The organism is Arthrobacter sp. TmtSoilC48, assembly GCF_059739425.1.
The window spans coordinates 1281475-1300790 of sequence record NZ_AP046049.1; the positions used below are offsets into that span (position 1 = coordinate 1281475).

Consider the following 19316-nt stretch of genomic DNA (forward strand, 5'->3'; position numbering starts at 1 on the left):
CAGTGGCACGGTGAACTTTGCCGTGGCCCCCGATGGCGCTGAACTCGCCTGGACGTCCGAAGGCGACGGCGAACCAATGCTGTTGATTGCCGGCCAAGCGACCGCCATGGACGGTTGGGGCCCGACGGCGAAGCTTCTCTCCCGCTCCTACCGCGTCATCCGTTTCGATCACCGGGGCATTGGCCGCAGCACCAAGGGTGACGCCGTGCGGTACACCACGAGGCTGATGGCCGGGGATGCAGCCGAGGTCCTCAAAGCTGCGGGCGTTGATGTAGCACACGTGTACGGCCACTCCATGGGCGGACGCGTAGCGCAGTGGTTGGCCATCGACTATCCGGAGAAAGTACGGACGCTGGTCCTGGCAGCCACCAGTGGAGGCAAGTGGCCGGGGGAGGGTATGGCCCCGGCCAAGGCTGCCTTGCAAGCCCTCGTCAGCGGGGATATGGACCGCTTGGTACCGCTCTTCTTTGATGAAGACTGGGTGCGCAACAACCCGGAGGCCACGCAGACGTTCTTCGCTTCCCACGCTTCGGCCTGGGCCAAGGCGCGGCATTTCAAGGCCAGTCGTGAGCACGGTGCCTGGAGCCGGCTAGGCGATATCAAGGCCCCGACTCTGATAATTCATGGCACCGAGGATGCCCTTACGCCGTTACCGAACGCCGTCCTGCTCCGCGAGCACATTTGCCGTTCGGTGCTTGTCAGGGTTCCCGGAGCACAACATGGCCTGCACTTGGACCACCCGGAGACCATTGACTGGATTCGGCAATTTGTTACCAAAAAGGGCGCCTAATTCCGGCACTTTGACGAGAGCTTCTAAAGGGCTTTCCCGCCAAGGTGCCGGACCAAAGCGTCCACAATCGGCAGCTGCCCTTTGACGAGCTTTGTCCGGGCCGTGGCTTCCCCAAACCATCGGGCATCGTCTATCTCAGGAAATTCCTTGATGGAGCCGGACCCCTTGGGCCATTCCATGGGAAAGGTATTGCTGACGATTTCATCGGGCTGGAAGGAGTCTGCCTCTGCAGTGAAAGTTGTGATGAGTTTGCCGGAGGGCTGTTTGAAAACCCCTAACAACATGTAGTCGCCGGGTGGCGGTGGAGTACCAATTTCCTCGGTGAATTCGCGTCGGGCAGCAATCAGCGGGTCTTCATCCTCAAGGTATTCACCCTTGGGAATTGACCACGCATGCTCGTCTTTGTGCGCCCAAAAAGGCCCACCCATGTGGGCAATCCAGAGTTCCAACTCTCCAGTGGAACCTTGCCGGTACAGCAGGATCCCAGCGCTGCGAATCGTGATGCGACCTCCCGGCGTCATGATGTGAACGCGAAATGAATAGACAAAGCCAAGATTACTCCCGGCCACGCTGCCGTTATCCAATTGATGGCATATCGCCCGTTTTGGTTCGTCAATTCCCTTCCTACGGGCTCACGTCTACTTGATAATCGAGGAACTGCACGTTCCTCGTGGGGGTGGAACGTCTTTGCGGTCGCCGGTTTTTGCCGACGACGAGTCTGGGCGCATCAATGGAGGACACGGCTATGGCATGGTCAGTAGGGCTCATTCCGCATGGGCGAATAAAAGCAGCAGGTTTGGCCGTTGTGCTGGCGGTGGGCTTATCAATGCTCGCTGGAGCGGGCCCATCCCGGGCGGCCGATACAACCCCCATGGCTGAGGATCCCGGCCCTGTGGGCAGCTTTGCCTGGAAGGGTTTCAACTGGCAGAAGCGCTTCTGGGGCGGGGCTCCGATGTACAACGCGAGCTGGGACGCCAACAACGTAAGCAACCCGGACGCCAATGGGTACGTCAAACTGTCCATCACCAACCCAACCGGTTCGGCTCCCAAGGGTGCAGAGTTCCAGTCCACGCGTGAGGGATTCGGCTACGGAACGTACAGCACCACTGTGGAAAAGGACGTGAGCGCGCTCCAGAAGGAAGTGGTCTGGGGTTGCCTGTTCACCTACGACCCCGCGGCGGAACCTGGCTACACGGAGATCGACCTCTGCGAGGCGTCCGCTTGGGGAGGCGGAGCTGCCTATGGCCAGAACTGGCCTGTCACACAAGGCCATGGCTATTGGTTTGACGCCACACTGCCTCCAGGACAGGGCAACAACACTGTCACGTTCGATGTCACGAACGCCCCGATCCTTACCCACAGGATGGTTTGGGAGCCCGGCAAGCTCACCTTTGAGACGTTTGCCGGCGAAGGCTACGGAGGAACGCTGCTGAAGCGGACGGTCTTGCAGGGCTCCACAGTTCCACTTCCGGCAAAGGAACAGATCCATTTCAATCTCTGGGTTACCGGAGGTGGCGGCGGCGATGCTGCCCATGTGTCACCTGAATCCGTGACGATCCGTGATTTCTCATTTGTACCGGGCATCCCGTTGACGGCCCCAACACCCACTATCTCCGGAACGGCGGCAGTGGGATCAACATTGACTGCCAACCCAGGCGCGTGGACCACTGGAACCGCGTTGACTTATCAGTGGTTCAAGAACGGCACGGCCATCGCCGGTGCAACGGCCCCCACGCGTGTCCTTGCAGCAGCGGATCAAGGTGCCACGCTGACCGTCCGGGTTACAGGCACCAAAGCCGGCTACGCCACCGCCACCAAGGAATCGGCACCCACGGCTGCCGTGGTGGCCGGTACGCTGCTTGCCCCTGCTCCCACGGTCACAGGGACGCTCACTGTTGGTTCCACACTGACTGCCAACCCGGGGACGTGGACCTCGGGAACCACCTTGACTTATCAGTGGTACCGCTCCGGTGTTGCGATCACTGGGGCAACTGCCAGGACCTACGTTCTAGTGGGCGCCGATCAGGGAGACACCATGCGGGTGCGGGTTACAGGAACGAAGGCCGGGTATACCTCGGTATCCAAGTACTCCGCCAACACGGCACTCGTAAGTTAAGGAACGTCGGGTTAGGGCAACAAACCCGCAGTTGTGTCGCGCTGGGGGCGTGATCCGACACAACTGCGGGTTTGCTGGGCTTGATGGTTTCTCTGTGCGCGCTAGTTTTTCTGCGCGCGGACCGGGACCATCCTCTTGATGGCCAGGCCAAGAGCCAGCATGGCGAAGGCGGCCAATGCGAACCAGAAGAGGTCCCCGGCGCCGGTCATAGCAAGAGTGCCGGAGCCGGCCCCTCCCGCAATTGCTGCGCCTACGGATCCTGCCGGGTTGTTGTACATGAGTCGTTTACCAAACTTTCTTTCTGTTGAGTGCGGCGTCCAGGTAGGCCTTGGCGTGGACTGCCTGGAGGAAAACGTCGATGACGGTTTCGTACATGGTTGCGGCAAGCAACATGTACCTCCAACCCCGGAAACGCAGGGTTACTATGCGTTCCAGGACGAAGATGCAGGTGACAGCGAGCCAGAATGGGTGGAGATTCAGCCCCATTCCGGTGGTCAGGGCAAAGACGATGGATCCGAGATAGGCCAAGGTCACCAGGAGGCCGAGCATGGAGAGGAACTGCCGTCCCCAGTAGGCCCTGGTGACTTTGGTCCACCCGTACTGCACACAGTTCTCCACGGCTCCGCGCTTCCAGCGAAGCCGCTGCGACCATAGTTCCCGCCACGTGGGCATGACTTCGGTAACCAGCGTGCAGTTTGATGGTGAAGCTATGCGGTATCCGAGGGTGAGGAGCGCGAAGGACAATTCGTTGTCTTCGGTCAGCACCGAGGTATCGTAGACGCCGCCCTCGCCGTTTCCGGGAGGAAGCGTACCGTTCAATCGTGCTGAGACGACGTCCCGAAGGGTTCGAATGCGGAATAACGCCGCAGTCCCTGTGACTACCAGGCATCTGCCGTGGAGGCGCTTTATATCCCTGGCGTAGCGGGCGTACTCATTTCGTTGCAGGTGTCCTACGAATCCGCCTCCGGGTCCACCGCTGAACACTCCGCCCACGGCGCCCAGCAGTTCGTCGTTGAGGAGGTTGTTGGTGGCATTCTCGATGAAGTCCGGGGCGAGCTGCGAATCGGCGTCCTGCACCAGAACCAGGTCGTCGGGATCAGCTCCGGGAAGAAATTGGCCCAGTGCGAAGTTCAGGGCACCGGCCTTCTTATCCTTGTTGCCGATCGTGTGGAAGACTTCGACGCCCTGGGCCAAAGCCAGTTCTTCAGTATCGTCAGTGCAGTTATCGGCCACCACGATCACGCGATCAGGGCGGCGGGTCTGGTTGTTCAGCGAGATAAGGGTTTGGGTAATGCCAGCGGATTCGTTGTGTGCCGGGACCAGGACCGTAACCACACCGCCAGGGGCACGATGGGATCCTCGTGGTGCAGGAGTTGTCTCTGAATTGACGCCCCGATACATGCTGGGATCCCTCCGTTCGAACCTTGAAGTGGTGTTTCACTTAGGGTTCCAACGCGAACGCAAGAAAGCTGCCCGCAAAGCATCAAGGAAGTCTCAAGGTTTGATCAGGAGTTCCCGGACGGCGTCAATATGCAGAAAACGCAAGAGGACGACGCCGGGAGGTCCCGGCGTCGTCCTCTTGTGGTGCGTTTGAGCTGCTTAGCGGCTCAGGCTAACGGTGAAGGTTTTCGGTCCGCTGAGCGTTACTGCAATGCCGCAGTTTTCTGCAGCGGCGCGGGGGGAAAGATCCCGGATGGCGGCGTCGATGGTGTGGTCGATTGCCGACTTGTCCCAGATTTTCAGCGTGATGGAGTCAGTATGTGTCGTCATTGTCAGTACTTTCACTCAGGCCGTTAACAGCCCCAAGCTTCTTCGCAGGGGCCGCATCCTCGTCGGTGAGGATTGCTGATTCAGCTTGTATGGGAACGAATTCCCTCATTCATGGTTCATGTTGCCTACCGCGATTGACAAGCTGATCCGGCCAAGTGTGACCGATTACACGTTTGAAGTTACTCCGTGTAACCCGTGCTGAGGCTCTGCTCGCGCCAACGGTCCACCTCGGCACGCTGGGCCTCTTCCACCGCACCGTAGGCGTAGACGGCGTCGGCGCCCAGCAGCAGGAAGCCTGGTGTCTCAGCTGCTTGGACCGCGGCGATAATCACCTCTGCTGCTTTGTCCGGGTGGCCGGGCTGGGTGCCGTGGACGGTGTCATTTTCCTTGCGACGCTTCCCGGCCGTCTCTGCGTAGTCCTGGATCGCCTGGGCAGATTGAGTCAGCGAACGCCCCGCAAAATCGGTCCGGAATGCACCGGGCTCCACCACTGTCACGGAGATTCCCAGAGGCTTCAGTTCCTTCTGCAACGAGCCGGACAGGCCTTCCAGCGCGGCCTTCGTTGCTGAGTAATAGCCGGAACCGGGAGGGCAGATCCGGGCGCCAATGGAGGAGATATTCACGATCGCACCGGAGAGGCGGGAGCGCATCCCAGGCAGGACGGCCTTGATCATGGCCACCGGACCAAAAACGTTGGTATCGAACAGCGCCCGGACGTCGCCGTCGTCGCCCTCTTCAATGGCTGCGCGGTAACCATAACCGGCGTTGTTGACCAGGACGTCCACCGCGCCAAAGCGTTCTTCGGCCTCCTTCATGGCGGCTTCAATCTGCGACTGCTCGGTGACATCGAGTGCGACGGCGAGGGCCGACGTCGGAAATTCTGTGGCCAGGTCCTGCAGCTTGGAGACGTCGCGGGCGGTGACGACGGCGTTATCGCCCCGCGCGAGCACGGCTTGGGCCAGTGCGCGGCCGAGTCCGGTGGAGCAGCCAGTGATGAGCCAGGTAGTCATGATGTTCCTTTCAAGGGTGGACCACTCCCTTGGAACGCTACCCCTCAGAGGAACGGGCGTGGGCTCCTGACTTTCTTTGAATCTTCGACGGCGTCAAAACAACTCCAATCAGTTGGATTTGCGGGCCCTTCGGCAGCAAAGAAGGTCAGGAGGAAGCGAGTCCCGGCCTGTTCACTTCTGTCAAACTCTTGACTGCCGTGTTTTGCCACTGGTAAACATTGAGGCGGAAAGCGTTTTCTCACCCCCTTGAACCATTGCGAGGGATGCGCTTTGCCATGTATTGAAACGTTCCAAATCGCGTTCGGCAGGCCCACTGCCGCCCAGCATCAAAGGAGATGTTCTTTGGCTTACCCCATGAAGTGTTCCTCCCGCAGTACCAACGGCCGTGCGTTCAGGGGCCTGCCGTTGGCAGCATCAGCTTCCCTGGCCGCCGCAGCCATAGCCCTGACAGGACTCCCGGTCGCCCAAGCAGCTCCGGCCCCGGTCGGCCCGTCAACGCAAGCCGGTCTTCCCGGCGTCGTGCCTGCCGAAAAGACTGGCCCGACGCTCAAGCGCCAGGTGGAATACCTGGACCGCGCACCCGTCGCCGTCTTAACCGATCAAGGCGTTACCGTGAGCTGGCGAATGCTCGGCCTGGATGAGGACACCGTCGGTTTCCAGGTGTTGCGTGACGGCGTCAACATCACCGAGGAGCCCATCCGCAACGCCACAATGTTCGTGGACCCTGACGGAACCGCGGAGTCCAGCTACGTCATCAAGACCGTTGGAAATGGCCAAGGCCAGGACAAATTGACCGAAGCCGTCACGCCGCTGGCGCAGAACTACCTGGCCATCAAGCTCGATAAGCCCGCCGACGGCGTGACCCCGGACGGCAAGGCCTACACGTACTCGGCCAACGATGCCACCGTGGCCGACCTCGACGGCGACGGCAAGTATGAGGTCATTCAGACGTGGGCGCCGTCCAACGCCAAGGACAACTCGCAGTCCGGCTACACGGGCAACGTTTACGTCGATGCCTACAAGCTGGACGGCACCAAGCTGTGGCGCATCGATCTGGGACGCAACATCCGCGCCGGCGCACACTACACCCAGGTTCTGGCCTACGACTTCGACGGCGACGGCAAGGCCGAAGTTTCCTTCAAGACAGCGGACGGCACCCGTGACGCGGCGGGCACGGTGATCGGAAACGCCGACGCCGACTTCCGTAACAGTTCCGGTTATGTCCTGTCCGGCCCGGAATTCCTGACGGTCTTCAAGGGCGAGACCGGAACCATCATGGATACGGTGGCTTACGCACCCGAGCGCGGCACCGTTTCCAGCTGGGGCGACACCTACGGCAACCGCGTGGACCGGTTCCTTGCGGGCGTGGCGTACCTCGACGGCGAACACCCGTCCATGATGTTCAGCCGTGGCTACTACACCCGCACCGTCCTGGTGACGTACGACCTCGTGAACGGCAAGCTCGTGAAGCGGTGGACGTTCGATTCCAACCTGGCCGGTGACCAATACAAGGGGCAAGGCAACCACAACCTCTCCGTAGTGGACGTGGACCAGGACGGCAAGGACGAGTTCGTCTTTGGCTCCATGACCATCGATGACAACGGCCAGCCGCTTTACAACACCAAGTTGGGCCATGGCGACGCGATCCACACCAGCGACCTTGATCCGTCCAGGCCCGGCCTTGAAACCTTCGCTGTCCACGAAAGCATGAGCCAGAGCGGCAACAGGGGAGCCACCTTCCGTGACGCTGCCACGGGTGAGGTTCTCTGGAGCATCCCGGCCATCAAGGACACCGGCCGCGGAGCAGCAGGGGACATCGATCCCCGATATGCCGGGGCTGAAGGTTGGGCGGTAGGCGGTTCCGCTGCGTGGGATTCACCCGTAGGCCAGCTGATGTCTGCCAAGGGAGAGCTGATCGCGGAGAAGATTCCCGCAGCGAACTTCCTGGCCTGGTGGGATGGCGATCTCCTCCGTGAGATTGTGGACCACGATTACGATGCCACGGTGTCCCGTGGCGTTCCGACCATCTCCAAGTGGAATTGGGAAACCGAACAGAGCGACCGTCTCCTGACGGCCGACGGCGCCCGCAGTAACAACACCACCAAGGGAAACCCGTCCATCCAGGCAGACATCCTGGGAGACTGGCGTGAAGAGATCGCCTGGCCATCCACGGACAGCACCGAGCTGCGCATCTACACCACCACGGCTCCCACCGATGTTCGCCTGCGGACGCTGATGCACGACACCGTATACCGTACGTCCGTCGCCCGGGAGAACGTGGCCTACAACCAGCCGCCGCACCCGAGCTTCTACATCGGCGAGGGCATACAGGTGCCGGCGATGCCCGCCGTCGCCTATGCCGGTCAGAACTAGCGGCCCTTAACAACGCCCTTGCAACCAGAGGTTATTAACAGGAGTGCCGCCCGGATCTTGGTGATCCGGGCGGCACTGGTTGTTTCTTCTGTGGGGGTGCCCGCTACCGCTGGCCGGGCAGCCCGCCCATAGGTGGGATGTAACCCGGGCCGAAGCCCTCGTCGTCCTTCCGTTCCGCGGCACTGCGCGTATCGCTGTCCGCTGTCTCGTCGGAATCGCCGTCCAGATCTGCCAGGCCGTTGGTCTGATCGAAGGCGTGCGTGATGGGATCTACGATCGGGACGTCGGTGGGTGCATCCTTGTCGGCCCCTGTTGAAGCCCCTGCTGCTGCGCTGGTGCTGGCCGCTGTTGCGGCACCGGCTGCTGCGCTCGTGCTGGTTGTCGCGCTTGTGCCGGTTGTTGTGTCGGCAGGTGTAGCCATGGTGCTCGTGTCAGCAGCCCGTTCGGGTGCCTTGTGCTCGACGTATTCCTTGAACTTCTTCAAGTCCGACTCCGCCTGCCTTTCAACCACATGTAATTTGTCGCCCAGGAATTCAAGGACGCCGTGCGGTTCGTATTCCAGCGACAGATGCAAGGACGTTTGGCTCGGTCCGGCTTCCTTGAAGTCCACCCAGCCGGCATTCTTGGCACCTTCCACCGCGGCCCAGGCCACGGCCCGGTCCATGTCCTGCTGGACGATCTTTGCTTCCCAGCGGCGATGGACGCCAGCGATCTCGGCTACCCATTCCAGACGGTCCTCGCCCAGGCGCGTCACGCGTTCCACTCCGCCCATGAAACGGGGAAACTCCTCGAAATGCGTCCATTGACTGTAGGCCGTACTCACCGGAACGTTGACCAGGATTGTCTTGTCTACCTTCGTGGTCACAATGTCCTCCTCTGACTCGGTTCGGTTTTGCCCGAGACGACGTCATGCGCCATCCATTAATAAGCTTACTTACCGTGGGACTTCCTGACCCTTTTGGTTTTTTGAGCGCGCAAAATCAACCCGTTTGGCTCACTTTCCGCCCGCCGCGGCGGCAAAGAGGGTCGGGAACCAACAGGACTTACGACGCCGGGTCCTCCTCACCCGGCAGCGCGCCTCCAACAAGGGCCAGGTTTTGGATGACGGCCAAGCCGAACTGGGCGGTGTCATTGGTGGACACCGTCGGAGCCTCGTCCACGGGCTGGAGGACATGCGGCGGCAGGATCTTTTTCAGCGTGAACGCCTCGGCATGGTTCAAGTTCTCCCCGCCCTGGGCAAAGCTGTCCCACGCCAACCCCGCCAGGTCCGGGGACCCCAGTCGGGCTGCCGCGTAGGCCGTGAGCCGGCTGTGCGCCTGAGTCAGGTAGATGCCTGCAAGAGGCTGTCCTACTTCGGCGGTCTGCTCCTCCGGCGAAGCCAGGAATAGCCGGCAATACTGCATCCATGCTTTCTCGAAGGAGGCATCCGGCACCAGGCTGATCAGTTCGCTGCAGATTTCCACCAAACCAAAAACGGCGCTCAGGTGCGAGACGCTGATGACCTCGCGTCCGGCGTCGAACCTTCCTTTGTCCAGGTCGTAGAGCGCCTCGCCGGTGAGGAATCCGTACTTGAGGGCGCCGATATCGGCCATGGTTCCCAGGAGGCGGTCGCGTGAACGGGGGTTGCCGGTGCGTTCCCAGTCGGTGAGCCACGTGGCGGCGAGCGAGCCCCAGTCTGTACCCAGCCCGACGCCCAAGGCGCCGCGGTCCGGGCGGTAGGTCTCGGCGTCGGGACGCACTTTGCGGACCGGGTCCAACCCCAGGAAGTTCTGGTCGCTGTCCACCAGTTCGGTGAGGAGATCGCCGGTGCGCTCATCGGCGGTCAGGTAATAGTAGAAGCGTCGGTAGGCCGGGGTGCTGATTCGAAGCTGCTTGGCGCTGCAACCCCAGTGCTGCACGTTGTGCCGCGAGCCCAGCCCGCGCCAGGGGCCAAGGTGGTACACATCCACTTCGCCGGTGTGGCGCGTCATTGCCTCGGCAAAGCGGAAGACGTCGGCCCGGCCTGAGCGCAGGTACATGTACCAGAGCCAGAGATCGGGTGAGAGTTCCGAGTTGTCCCACGCGTAGCCGCCGACGTCGTAGCGCCAGACGTGCCGGTCGGAGTCGTAGGTGTGCATGACGTCGCCGTAGTTCCAGAATCCGTACCAGCGGCGCTGCTCTCTTTGGCCTTGGTAGAAGTCGAACAGGAAATCGAGCTTGTCTTCGAGCGCCGCCCGCGCCGGAGTGCTGCGGTCCACCGGCGTCCAGTCGCCGAAGACGCCCGCGGAGTGCAAGTACTCAGGCGATGGCTGCAATAGCGGGGGAGTGGACGCTGCCCGGGCGTCCATGGCGAGGGATTCGGCGCTGGGCGTGGCGTCGTACGCGAACAACGTGAGCTCGTGGGTCCGTGCAATTCCCGTGGGATTCCCGAATCCAGGCTCGTAATCCTCGTACGTAATCTCGAGCCCCTCGAGTTGTTCCTCGAAGGTGTCCTGGCCGAGACCGTCGTGATAGAAACGCAGGTCCATCGGCTGGGCTTCGGGGGAGTAGAGCCAAGCGGTCAGCGTTGCCTCCCGGGTGGCCGCTCCGCGGATGTCCAGCTGGCCCGGGTGCGACTGCCAGAAGTCCCTCATGCCAACGCCGAGGCCACCTCGAGGGTCGCTCAGGGAGCAGAATCCTGCCGATCGCGTCCCGCCGGAGATGCCCACCCACCCGTGGCCCGGGGCCGTGCGTTTGCGTAGCTCGAAGCCGTCCGCGCTCAGCTGCGTGAGGGAGTAGTCGTTCCATGTGGGTATGAGATGGAGCCGTTCGGAAACCAGGGGACTCCATTCGTTCACCGGCGGAGTGGGTTCCCCGGCGACCTGGGCTTGGCGGAATTTCTCACCCGGATCCCTTCTCAGGCCGGTGAGTCCGCGGACCGCCTCCACAAGGAATCCGCCGTCCGCTCCGGCGATCCGGACGTGGCGATCGTGCAATTCACTCTCCAGCGGGACAGTGAACCGAACACCAAGCCCGGCCAGGAAATCCTGCCCGGCATCGCCGTCCCAGATGAACGAATGCATCAACCGGATGCTCCGCGCGCCGGCATAGAAGTAGAAGCGGACGGTGAATGGAAGCCACTCCCTTTCGCCCAGGTCCGCCCGATGGCGGCCTTCCAGACGCACGACGGCGCGAACGGGGCCGCGCTGCTCGACCGTCAGGGACGTGACTTCGCCAGTGAAGCCTTCGCGCGTTGTGCTGCCAGCTCCCTCCGCAACGTCGTTCTGTAGCAGGCTCACGAGCCGTCCGTCCTTCGCCACCACTGAACGGTCGCGGGTCAGCGTACTGAAAAGGCTCGCTCCAGACCGCGGCAGGACCATTTCCAGGGTCCCGGTGGAGACGGTCACGGACTCTTCCCTTTCGGTGACCGTCACTTCAGGCGAGCGTTCGACGCCGGCTGCCGGGCCGCCGTCGTGCGCTTGCTTTTCGCTGGAGGTGACGGAGTATGCGCTCGCCGGGTTGCCCGTCGCGCCCAGGGCGATGCCCGCCCACTTGAGGGAGCCGTCGGGCCAAGTCGCGAGCGGCCAGGTTTGGGCGTTGACATGGCGTCCGCGGGCATCCATAACGGATAGCTCTGACGCCTGCGCGACGGTGCCGCGTGCAAAGGGCATCCCCCATGTTGTGCCACCGCTCAGGGCGGCGGGCGGTGCGCCATCGAGCCACGTGATGGGAGCGTGCTGGGTCATGTTCGAGTCCACCTAAAAGTTTTGGAAAGCGCTTTCTTTGTTACGTTTCAAAAAACTTACCTCCGGGTGTCGTGAGCCGCAAGGGGTGACCGTTGGATGATTCCTAGCGAACCGTTGACACGCCTGCATAACGGCGATATCGTACAACCAAATGGTTGTAGATCAGCTCAATTCCGTACCCTCCAGTGATGTGGACCTTGACCGGTTGTTCCACGCGTTGGCAGATGGCACTCGGCGGGACATTGTGGCCAGGGTGACATCCGGGGAGTACTCGGTGTCCGGATTGGCTGGGCTCTACACCATGAGTTTCGCGGCCGTGCAGAAGCACGTCGCGGTCCTGGAACGGGCCTCCCTGGTGACCAAGGAGAAGCGTGGGAGGGAGCAGATCGTGCGGGGGAACCGTGATGGACTGCAAAAAGCCCGGCGTCTGCTGGACCAATACGAAATGATCTGGCGGCAACGTGCCGACCGGATCGCCGAAATTCTCGCTGAAGACTAGGAAGGGATCTGCCATGACCGTGGTCAGCGTGGACAAGAATACGGAGGCCCTCAGCCTCACAGTCGTTGCCGAGTTCGATGCCGGCGTCCAGCGCGTTTGGAAAATCTGGGAGGACCCACGCCAACTTGAACGATGGTGGGGGCCGCCTACCGTCCCGGCCACGTTCGAAACCCACGATTTCACGCCCGGAGGCAAGGCCGCCTATTACATGACGGTGCCCGACGGAACAAAGGCCCACGGCTGGTGGCAGTTCACCAGCATCAACGCCCCGGACCACCTCGAATTCGACTACGGATTTGCCGACGATCAGGGCACCCCCATGGGCGAGCATGGAGCCGCGCACGCCACCGTCAAGCTTGAGCCCATTGGCGACCGCACCCGCATGACCATGTCCACGCGCTTTGACTCTGAAGAACAGCTTCAAATGATGTCGGACATGGGCATGGAGGAAGGTCTGCGGGAGGCCATCGGTCAGGTCGACGCACTCCTCGCCGAGCCGGCCAACGCCTCACTCCAGTAGCGGCCGCCAAGAAAAACCGGCGACGGCGGGAGCGTCGCGCCGTCGCCGGCGTATCGTTTAAGTCCCGGCCGCCTCTTGGAACGGACTTGTGTCATGGCGCGATTGATCATCATGGGCCCTCCAGGTTCCGGCAAAGGCACGCAGGCGGAAGTGATCGCCCGGCATTTCTCGATCCCCGCGATCTCTACGGGAGACCTCTTCCGTGCACATGTTCGGGACAAGACAGAACTCGGCGCAGAAGCGGGTGAGTACATGGACCGGGGCGAATTTGTTCCCGACCACGTCACCACGGCCATGCTCCGCCAGCGGCTGGAGGAAGGTGACACGGGGAACGGGTTCCTCCTTGACGGCTACCCGCGCACTGTCATCCAAATTGGTGCCCTTGATGAGATATTGGCCGCGAGGCATCAGGCGCTCGAAGTGGTTCTTGTGCTGAATGTGGAGGATGCCGAACTCGTTGCCCGCATGCTTCAACGGGCTCAGGAACAGGGCCGCAGCGACGATACTGAACCCGTGATTCAGCGCCGGCTGGAGCTGTACCGGGATGAGACGCAGCCTGTGGTGACTGCGTACACGCAACGCGGAATCCTGTTGATGGTGGACGGCTCCGGCGATCGGGAATCGATTACGGCGAAGGCCATTGCTGCGGTGGAGAAGGCACTGGCGGTTTAGCGCGCCACGGAAGAAAGCCCGGAGCCAAGGGTCCGGAGATAGGCCGCGAATCCTTCGGGTGCCCGGGCCTGCAGCCGCCCGGAGGTTGTCACCTTGGTGGTGTCCGTGGCGATGACCGCCAGCCCGAGCCGCCGAAGGCGTTCAACCAGGACCCGGTCCTCGTGGGACCTTAGCCTGGGAAAGCCGCCCGCGGCCAGGTACGCAGAAGCACGGACGCCAAGGTTTGCCCCGTAAATATGGGGATGGTCCTCCCGGAAGGGGTGCAGTTCCCGCCAGCGTTCCAGGACTGCCTCGTCCATGTCCCGGGAGTCCGGCTCCACGGATCCCAAGATGGCGTCGGCACCGGCGTTGGCAAGTTCCACCTGTCGCACCAGCCAGTGTCCCGGGACGGTGGAGTCGGCGTCGGTGGTGGCCAACCACGTACCTGCGCCTGCGCCTGCGGCGAAGGGCAGGCGTTCCAGGGCGGCACGGATGCCGGCGTCGCGGCTGTCGCCCGTGCTGCGAAATCCGACCTCGACCGAGAGGAAACGGAGATCAGCCGAAGTGTACGCAGCCGTGATGCTGGAGGATCGGTCCGTGCAGGCGTCCAGGACCACAGCGATTGAAACCCCGATTCCGGGGTGCTCGCGCTGCAGGGCATCCGCCGCGGTCTGCAACGCCGCCAATGCTGAGCCGATGTGCCGTTCCTCGTTGTGGGCCGGCATGACCACCGCGACGCTCCGGATTTTTTGCCGGTCCGCAGTGGTCACAGCGTTTCACTCGGGGCAATAAGGATCTCCAGCATGAAGTCCCTTTCCCGGTAGATCCCATGCGCGGGCCACGCAAGATGGCTGCGGGCCATTGCATGAACTGCCTCTGCGTCCAGTTGCCAGCCCGAGATCGGGTGCCGCCAATGGCAAAGAAGCAGGGTGCCGCCGGGTCGGGTGGAAGCTCGAATCCGGTCCAGTAGTTCGCTCAGTTCTTCCGGCGAAAGGTAATAGCCCGTCTCGGACAACACCACCAGGTCGAAGGTCCCTTCCGGCCACTCATCCGGCACAGTGAGGCGGCGGGCTTCGGCCGACGGGTATCCGGAGAGCCGCTGTGTTGCCTGGAGCAATGCCGTGCTGCTGGCGTCCACTCCAAGGAATTGCCGGCAGCGCCGGGCGAGTTCCTCGCTGAGCGTGCCGATGGAACAGCCCACTTCCAGGCCGGAATCATACGACTCCTTGGGCAAGGCCGCCAACGTCAGGGCACGCTTGCGGCGTTCGTACCAGCTGGAGGAGTAGTCCCACGGGTCCTTTTCACGGGAGTGGACCTCGTCGAAGATCCGCTCGGCGTCTGCTGCTGTGTTGCTCCCCGCCGTGAATGGGTGCCAGGCGAAGGTCTCGAAGTGGCGGGAAAAGTGCTCCAGGAAAGTCCCGGACAGCAGCGTCTCATCACCCGGCTGCTCGGACAATGGTTCCACTTGCGAGGCATGGGCGCCCATCGCGTCGTTCTTGGCGTCCCGCTCCGCCGCTGTTAACGGGACCCGTACCCATGACTGCCAAGCGGCATCGCCGGGTCCTGCCCAGAGCCAATACCAAATGGGGTACTCCAGCAGGCCATGGCCTCCGGCGGCGGCAACCCTGGCTGCGATCGAGCCCAAGGTGTCGTGGTCTGTGTGCCCGTCCGACCGGTACGGCGCCACGATCACCACGTTGTCCGCCGGATGGCCTGACGCTGCTCCGCGAACCGCCTCTTCGATTCGATCTTCATGGGCTGCCAGCCGCCCGTCCGGCAGCTCCAGGAATTGCCACGCCGCGCTGGGAGCCAGCCCGGACACAGCCGTGTCGAACTCAATGAGCCTGATAGCGGCAAGCTGTTCCGACGTCGTGGTTTGCGACTCCGGGTGCGACGCTTCGCCGGCAGTGCAGAGCAGGAGCTTCACGGTGGCCCCGCTGTGGTGGAGCTTGGCCAGGAGGCCGCCCGCGCCGAGTGTTTCGTCGTCCGGGTGCGCGGCGAGCACCACAAAGGCCATGCTTGTGAGTTCGCTTGCGTCCAGCGGCAACTCCGGCAAGGCAGCGACGCCGCTGGCCGCCCATTCCGCCTCGGTTGTTCCCGTGTCTGCGTGCGAGAAGCTCACCATCCGGCGTCCCCATCCAGAGTCAAGGCGCCCAACTGCGCGTCGTCTCTCAGGGCGTGGTGCTGGCGAATGTATAAGGACAGGTCCGCCATTCGTTTTCCGTACGCCTCGTTGAAAGCCAGCGGGCCCGGTCCGAGGTTCTGGCTCACAACCGTTTGGACACGTTCGACGGCGGCGGCAACAGTCCCGCGGACGCGCAAGGCTTCGCTCCAGGCGCTGGAGCCGTCTCCACCTGAATCGGCCAGCCGGCCGGCGTCGATCCGTTCGGCTGTTGCGGCAAGGTATCCGCCGACGGAGGTGAGGATCCGGTCCACCTCGCCCAGTGAAGCGAGGGCGATCTGGTCCGGGTTCCGGCCGTTTCCTACGCCCGCGGCCAGGGCTGCCCTGAAGTCACGGGCCATTGCCACGGCTCCGCCGAACCAGCACGAGGCCACTCCCATGCCACCCCACGCGAAGCCGGGACGTTTGAAATACCAGTCCTCGTCGCCCACCGGTGCTGCCTTCACATGCTCTAAGTGGACGGTGCCGCTGGGGATTTCCTGCAGGCCCCGGCTGGTCCACCTCGGGGTTTCGCACGATACTCCAGGGTCCTTCAGGCTGACGGCGAAGGCCGTCCTGCCGTTGCCCTCCGTGTGGGCTGTGATGATGGCATTGTCCAGCTGGGCGGCCAGCGAGCACCATGGTTTGGCGCCGTTGAGTACGTAGTTTCCGGCAGGGTCGGTCTTGGCCTCGAGTTTCATGCCGGGACCTTCGGCCGCGAAGACTCCCCACGGGCCTGTCGCGATTGCTTCGGAACCGGACTGGGCCAGGATCGCGAGGGCGTCCAGGTGGGGTTCAAGGACGCGTCCGGCGGCCACGTCCACGGCCGTGACGGACGCCAGGAGTTCCCAGAGCTTGGCTGTGTTGCCCTCGCCAGGCTTCGGAACAGTGTGTCCTATCTCCCCGGCAATGGCCAACAGTTCAGGGATGTTACCCACGGCCGCCCGGATTTGTTCGAGTACGGGTTCGAGGGCTTGAAGTTGAACGGACTCGGAACTGATGCGTACGGGTTGGGCTTCGGGGTCGCTCATGGACTCAAGCCTAAACTAAGGAGCCTTAGTTTATGGGCTGCGAGAAGCAAGAACGACGGCGGAGGGGCATCACTGCCGACTTCCCAGGTGTCGAGCCATTTATTGCATCGCGCCGAGGTGGGACGGAGGTGAGCATTGCGCTGGGTTTCCAACGAGTTCCGCCCGCGGAAAAGTTCCCCTTTGTCGCCACATGACGCAGCCTTTTCACAAGTTTTGTCACAAGAATCACATCATCTTGTCATTTAACATGACAGGATTCCTACGCTGGAGGAGTCAATGTTCCCGAGCCTTAGGAATTCCAGTGCCACAGCCGAACGACTCCGCTTCCATATCAACCGACTCCCACAGTCCGCCCGGCAAGAATCCGCCCGGCAAGAACCCGTCCGGCAGCCCGCGCAAAGCCCAAAGTTTCCTCAGCAACCTCGGCGCCGACCTCCCCGCGTCCTTGGTGGTTTTCCTCGTTGCCCTTCCGCTGTCCCTCGGCATCGCGGCGGCCTCCGGAGCACCTGTCATGGCCGGGCTCATCGCAGCTGCCATCGGAGGAATCGTAGCGGGCAGCCTGGGCGGCTCTCCACTCCAGGTGAGCGGTCCCGCCGCGGGCCTGACCGTCGTCGTTGCCGGCCTGGTTGACGAGTTCGGCTGGCAGGTGACGTGTGCGATTACGGCTGCCGCCGGCGTCGTGCAGTTGCTGCTGGGTGTCAGCCGCGTAGGCCGGGCCGCACTGGCAGTGTCGCCGGTGGTGGTCAAAGCCATGCTCGCTGGCATCGGCATCACGATCATCCTGCAGCAGTTGCATGTGCTGCTCGGCGGCCAGGCCGCTGGGTCCGCCGTCGAAAACCTGACCGCACTTCCAGCGGCCATCACCAATGTCGAGTTGCATTCGGCGCTGCTGGGACTGGCCGTCGTCGCGATTCTTCTGGCGTGGAAATACCTGCCCACTGCGGTGCGGAAGATTCCCGGGCCGCTTGCCGCCGTCGTCGCTGTTACCGCTTTGTCTGCAGCAGTTGCGCCCAGCGTCGAGCGCATCAGCTTCAGCGGTTCCCTGTTCGACGCCGTCGCCCTTCCCAGTTTGCCGGACGGTAACTGGCGTGGTGCGGTCATGGCGGTCATCACGGTAGCCCTGATCGCAAGCATCGAATCGCTGCTTTCCGCGGTGGCGGTGGACAAGATGCATGCAGGCACGCGCACCAACCTCAACCGGGAACTCGTCGGACAAGGCTCGGCAAACATGGTCTCCGGTATGCTCGGCGGCCTCCCGGTGACGGGCGTGATCGTCCGCAGCGCCACCAACGTTGAAGCCGGCGCCGCGAGCCGCGCGTCCGCCATCCTGCACGGCGTGTGGGTCCTGGTGTTCTCTGCACTGTTCGCCGGTCTCATCCAGCTGATTCCGTTGTCCGTGCTCGCAGGCCTGTTGCTCGTCATCGGCGCCAAGCTCATCAAGGTTGCCGACATCAAAACCAGCCTGCGCACCGGCGACCTCCTGGTCTACGTGGTCACGCTGGCATGCGTTGTTGTCCTGAACTTGCTCGAGGGCGTCATTATCGGCCTGGCACTCGCGGCCCTCTGCGTGTTGTGGCGGGTACTCCGTGCCCAGATCCATGCCCATGCTCCCGCCGGGGAGCAGCTGCCGTGGCGGGTCACGGTCGCCGGGTCCTGCAGCTTCTTCGCCCTGCCCCGACTGAACCGCGTGCTTCACTCCGTGCCCGAAGGACAGGACGCAGTGGTTGAACTCAACGCCGATTACCTTGATCACGCCTTCCGCGAGGTTCTGGTCGCCTGGCAGACGCAGCACCGCTCCAGCGGCGCCTCGGTGATGCTGGAGGAACACGGAACCACCGCTTTTACCGACGCCGCGGACAGCACTCCCCAGCGTCAGGATCCACGCGAATTCCCGCTGCCACCCAGGACTTCCTGGCAGTCGTCGCCGCTGGATGGTACCCACCAGGAAGCGCACGACGACGGCGGGCAGCTTCCGTTGCGGTCGATCCTCCTTGGCATCGACAAATACCATCGACGCTACGCAGACAAGGTTCGCCCGCTGGTGCAGGACCTGACCGAGGGGCAGAACCCGGACACCTTGTTTGTTGCCTGCGTCGACTCCCGCGTCAATCCGAACCTGATCACCAGCAGCGGCCCCGGCGACCTTCTGACACTGCGGAACATCGGCAACGTAGTGTGCCGTGATGGCCGGGATGCCTCGATCGATTCTGCCCTGGCATTCGCGGTCAAGGGCTTGTCCGTGGACTCGATCGTGATCTGCGGCCACTCCAATTGCGGCGCGATGAAGGCCGTTATCGCCGACGCCGAGGGTGCGGCCGCAGCTTTGGGTGGGGGCTTCGATGCCTGGCTGGAGCACGCCCGGCCGAGCTACCGCGCGCTGTTGGACGGTCATCCTGTGGCCCTTGCTGCCGAAGCTGAGGGCTACAGCCGCCTGGACCAGCTCAGCATGGTGAACGTAGCTGTCCAGCTCCAGAAGCTCGAAGAGCACCAGGTCACCGGGCCAGCCCTGGCATCTGGACGAGTGCAGGCCACGGGTTTGTTCTACGACATTTGCACGGCCCGCGTGGTCCTTGTGACTCCCCAGGGCATCGAGCAACTGGATCCGAGCATGGCCGTTCACTAGCCTGCCAGCTGGCTTGCGTTGCTTCACGACCTGCTTTGAGCTGACGCTGGCCCCGACACGCCGTTAAC

The 19316-nt window shown here is 62.8% G+C and carries 17 protein-coding genes; 7 read left to right on the forward strand and 10 right to left on the reverse strand.

The genetic code is table 11. The annotated features are described in order from the left end of the window. Window positions 1-10 precede the first annotated feature (10 nt). A complete protein-coding gene (locus AC6I97_RS06195) occupies window positions 11-790 on the forward strand; it encodes an alpha/beta fold hydrolase (RefSeq protein WP_497944406.1) in 780 nt (259 codons plus the stop codon). Window positions 791-813: 23 nt separating this feature from the next. On the opposite strand, the gene AC6I97_RS06200 is transcribed toward AC6I97_RS06195, so the two are convergent. After that, a complete protein-coding gene (locus AC6I97_RS06200; protein WP_309928664.1) occupies window positions 814-1293 on the reverse strand; it encodes an NUDIX hydrolase in 480 nt (159 codons plus the stop codon). Window positions 1294-1535: 242 nt separating this feature from the next. On the opposite strand from AC6I97_RS06200, the gene AC6I97_RS06205 reads away from it, so the two are divergent. Further along, entirely contained in the window at window positions 1536-2906 is a 1371-nt protein-coding gene (locus AC6I97_RS06205) for a hypothetical protein (RefSeq protein ID WP_309928405.1), read from the forward strand. Window positions 2907-3007: 101 nt separating this feature from the next. On the opposite strand, the gene AC6I97_RS06210 is transcribed toward AC6I97_RS06205, so the two are convergent. From AC6I97_RS06210 to AC6I97_RS06225, 4 genes are all read right to left on the reverse strand, one after another. Beyond that, window positions 3008-3184, reverse strand: a complete 177-nt coding sequence (locus AC6I97_RS06210) for a hypothetical protein (protein WP_224088936.1) — start codon at window positions 3182-3184, stop codon at window positions 3008-3010. Between the two features lie 7 nt (window positions 3185-3191). Next, window positions 3192-4307 carry a glycosyltransferase family 2 protein gene (locus tag AC6I97_RS06215; protein ID WP_309928404.1) on the reverse strand — a complete coding sequence of 372 codons (1116 nt, stop codon included), beginning with the start codon at window positions 4305-4307 and terminating at the stop codon, window positions 3192-3194. Between the two features lie 198 nt (window positions 4308-4505). Further along, a complete protein-coding gene (locus AC6I97_RS06220; RefSeq protein WP_216926503.1) occupies window positions 4506-4676 on the reverse strand; it encodes a hypothetical protein in 171 nt (56 codons plus the stop codon). Between the two features lie 179 nt (window positions 4677-4855). Further along, the gene (locus AC6I97_RS06225; RefSeq protein ID WP_497944407.1) at window positions 4856-5686 is read right to left on the reverse strand and encodes an oxidoreductase; all 831 of its coding nucleotides are present in this window, start codon (window positions 5684-5686) and stop codon (window positions 4856-4858) included. A 354-nt stretch (window positions 5687-6040) separates the two neighbouring features. On the opposite strand from AC6I97_RS06225, the gene AC6I97_RS06230 reads away from it, so the two are divergent. Next, the gene (locus AC6I97_RS06230; RefSeq protein WP_497944408.1) at window positions 6041-8059 is read left to right on the forward strand and encodes a rhamnogalacturonan lyase; all 2019 of its coding nucleotides are present in this window, start codon (window positions 6041-6043) and stop codon (window positions 8057-8059) included. A 103-nt stretch (window positions 8060-8162) separates the two neighbouring features. Here AC6I97_RS06230 and AC6I97_RS06235 read toward each other — a convergent pair whose 3' ends face one another. Further along, on the reverse strand, window positions 8163-8924 hold the full coding sequence (locus AC6I97_RS06235; protein ID WP_497944409.1) for an SRPBCC family protein: 762 nt from the start codon (window positions 8922-8924) through the stop codon (window positions 8163-8165). Window positions 8925-9102: 178 nt separating this feature from the next. After that, window positions 9103-11763 carry an exo-rhamnogalacturonan lyase family protein gene (locus AC6I97_RS06240; RefSeq protein ID WP_497944410.1) on the reverse strand — a complete coding sequence of 887 codons (2661 nt, stop codon included), beginning with the start codon at window positions 11761-11763 and terminating at the stop codon, window positions 9103-9105. 151 nt (window positions 11764-11914) lie between these two features. Between AC6I97_RS06240 and AC6I97_RS06245 the strand changes: the two genes are divergently transcribed. The 3 genes from AC6I97_RS06245 to AC6I97_RS06255 all read left to right on the forward strand — a co-directional run bounded on the left by AC6I97_RS06245 (window position 11915) and on the right by AC6I97_RS06255 (window position 13454). Further along, window positions 11915-12262 (forward strand): ArsR/SmtB family transcription factor, encoded by a 348-nt coding sequence (locus AC6I97_RS06245; protein ID WP_224165358.1) that lies wholly within the window; start codon window positions 11915-11917, stop codon window positions 12260-12262. Window positions 12263-12275: 13 nt separating this feature from the next. Continuing rightward, window positions 12276-12782, forward strand: a complete 507-nt coding sequence (locus AC6I97_RS06250) for an SRPBCC family protein (RefSeq protein WP_497944411.1) — start codon at window positions 12276-12278, stop codon at window positions 12780-12782. Window positions 12783-12875: 93 nt separating this feature from the next. Next, a complete protein-coding gene (locus AC6I97_RS06255; protein WP_224165356.1) occupies window positions 12876-13454 on the forward strand; it encodes an adenylate kinase in 579 nt (192 codons plus the stop codon). Here AC6I97_RS06255 and AC6I97_RS06260 read toward each other — a convergent pair. The 3 genes from AC6I97_RS06260 to AC6I97_RS06270 are packed head-to-tail and all read right to left on the reverse strand — an operon-like array spanning window position 13451 to window position 16625. Continuing rightward, window positions 13451-14158, reverse strand: a complete 708-nt coding sequence (locus AC6I97_RS06260) for a glycosyltransferase family 2 protein (RefSeq protein WP_497946951.1) — start codon at window positions 14156-14158, stop codon at window positions 13451-13453. The two genes, AC6I97_RS06255 and AC6I97_RS06260, sit on opposite strands and share 4 nt — an antisense overlap. 41 nt (window positions 14159-14199) lie before the next feature. Further along, window positions 14200-15558 carry a PIG-L family deacetylase gene (locus AC6I97_RS06265; protein WP_224088920.1) on the reverse strand — a complete coding sequence of 453 codons (1359 nt, stop codon included), beginning with the start codon at window positions 15556-15558 and terminating at the stop codon, window positions 14200-14202. Further along, entirely contained in the window at window positions 15552-16625 is a 1074-nt protein-coding gene (locus AC6I97_RS06270) for an acyl-CoA dehydrogenase family protein (protein WP_497944412.1), read from the reverse strand. The genes AC6I97_RS06265 and AC6I97_RS06270 overlap by 7 nt, the downstream gene beginning before the upstream one ends. Window positions 16626-16926: 301 nt before the next feature. Here AC6I97_RS06270 and AC6I97_RS06275 point away from each other — a divergent pair, with 301 nt between their 5' ends. Next, a complete protein-coding gene (locus AC6I97_RS06275) occupies window positions 16927-19248 on the forward strand; it encodes a SulP family inorganic anion transporter (protein ID WP_497944413.1) in 2322 nt (773 codons plus the stop codon). The last annotated feature ends 68 nt before the right edge of the window (window positions 19249-19316 follow it).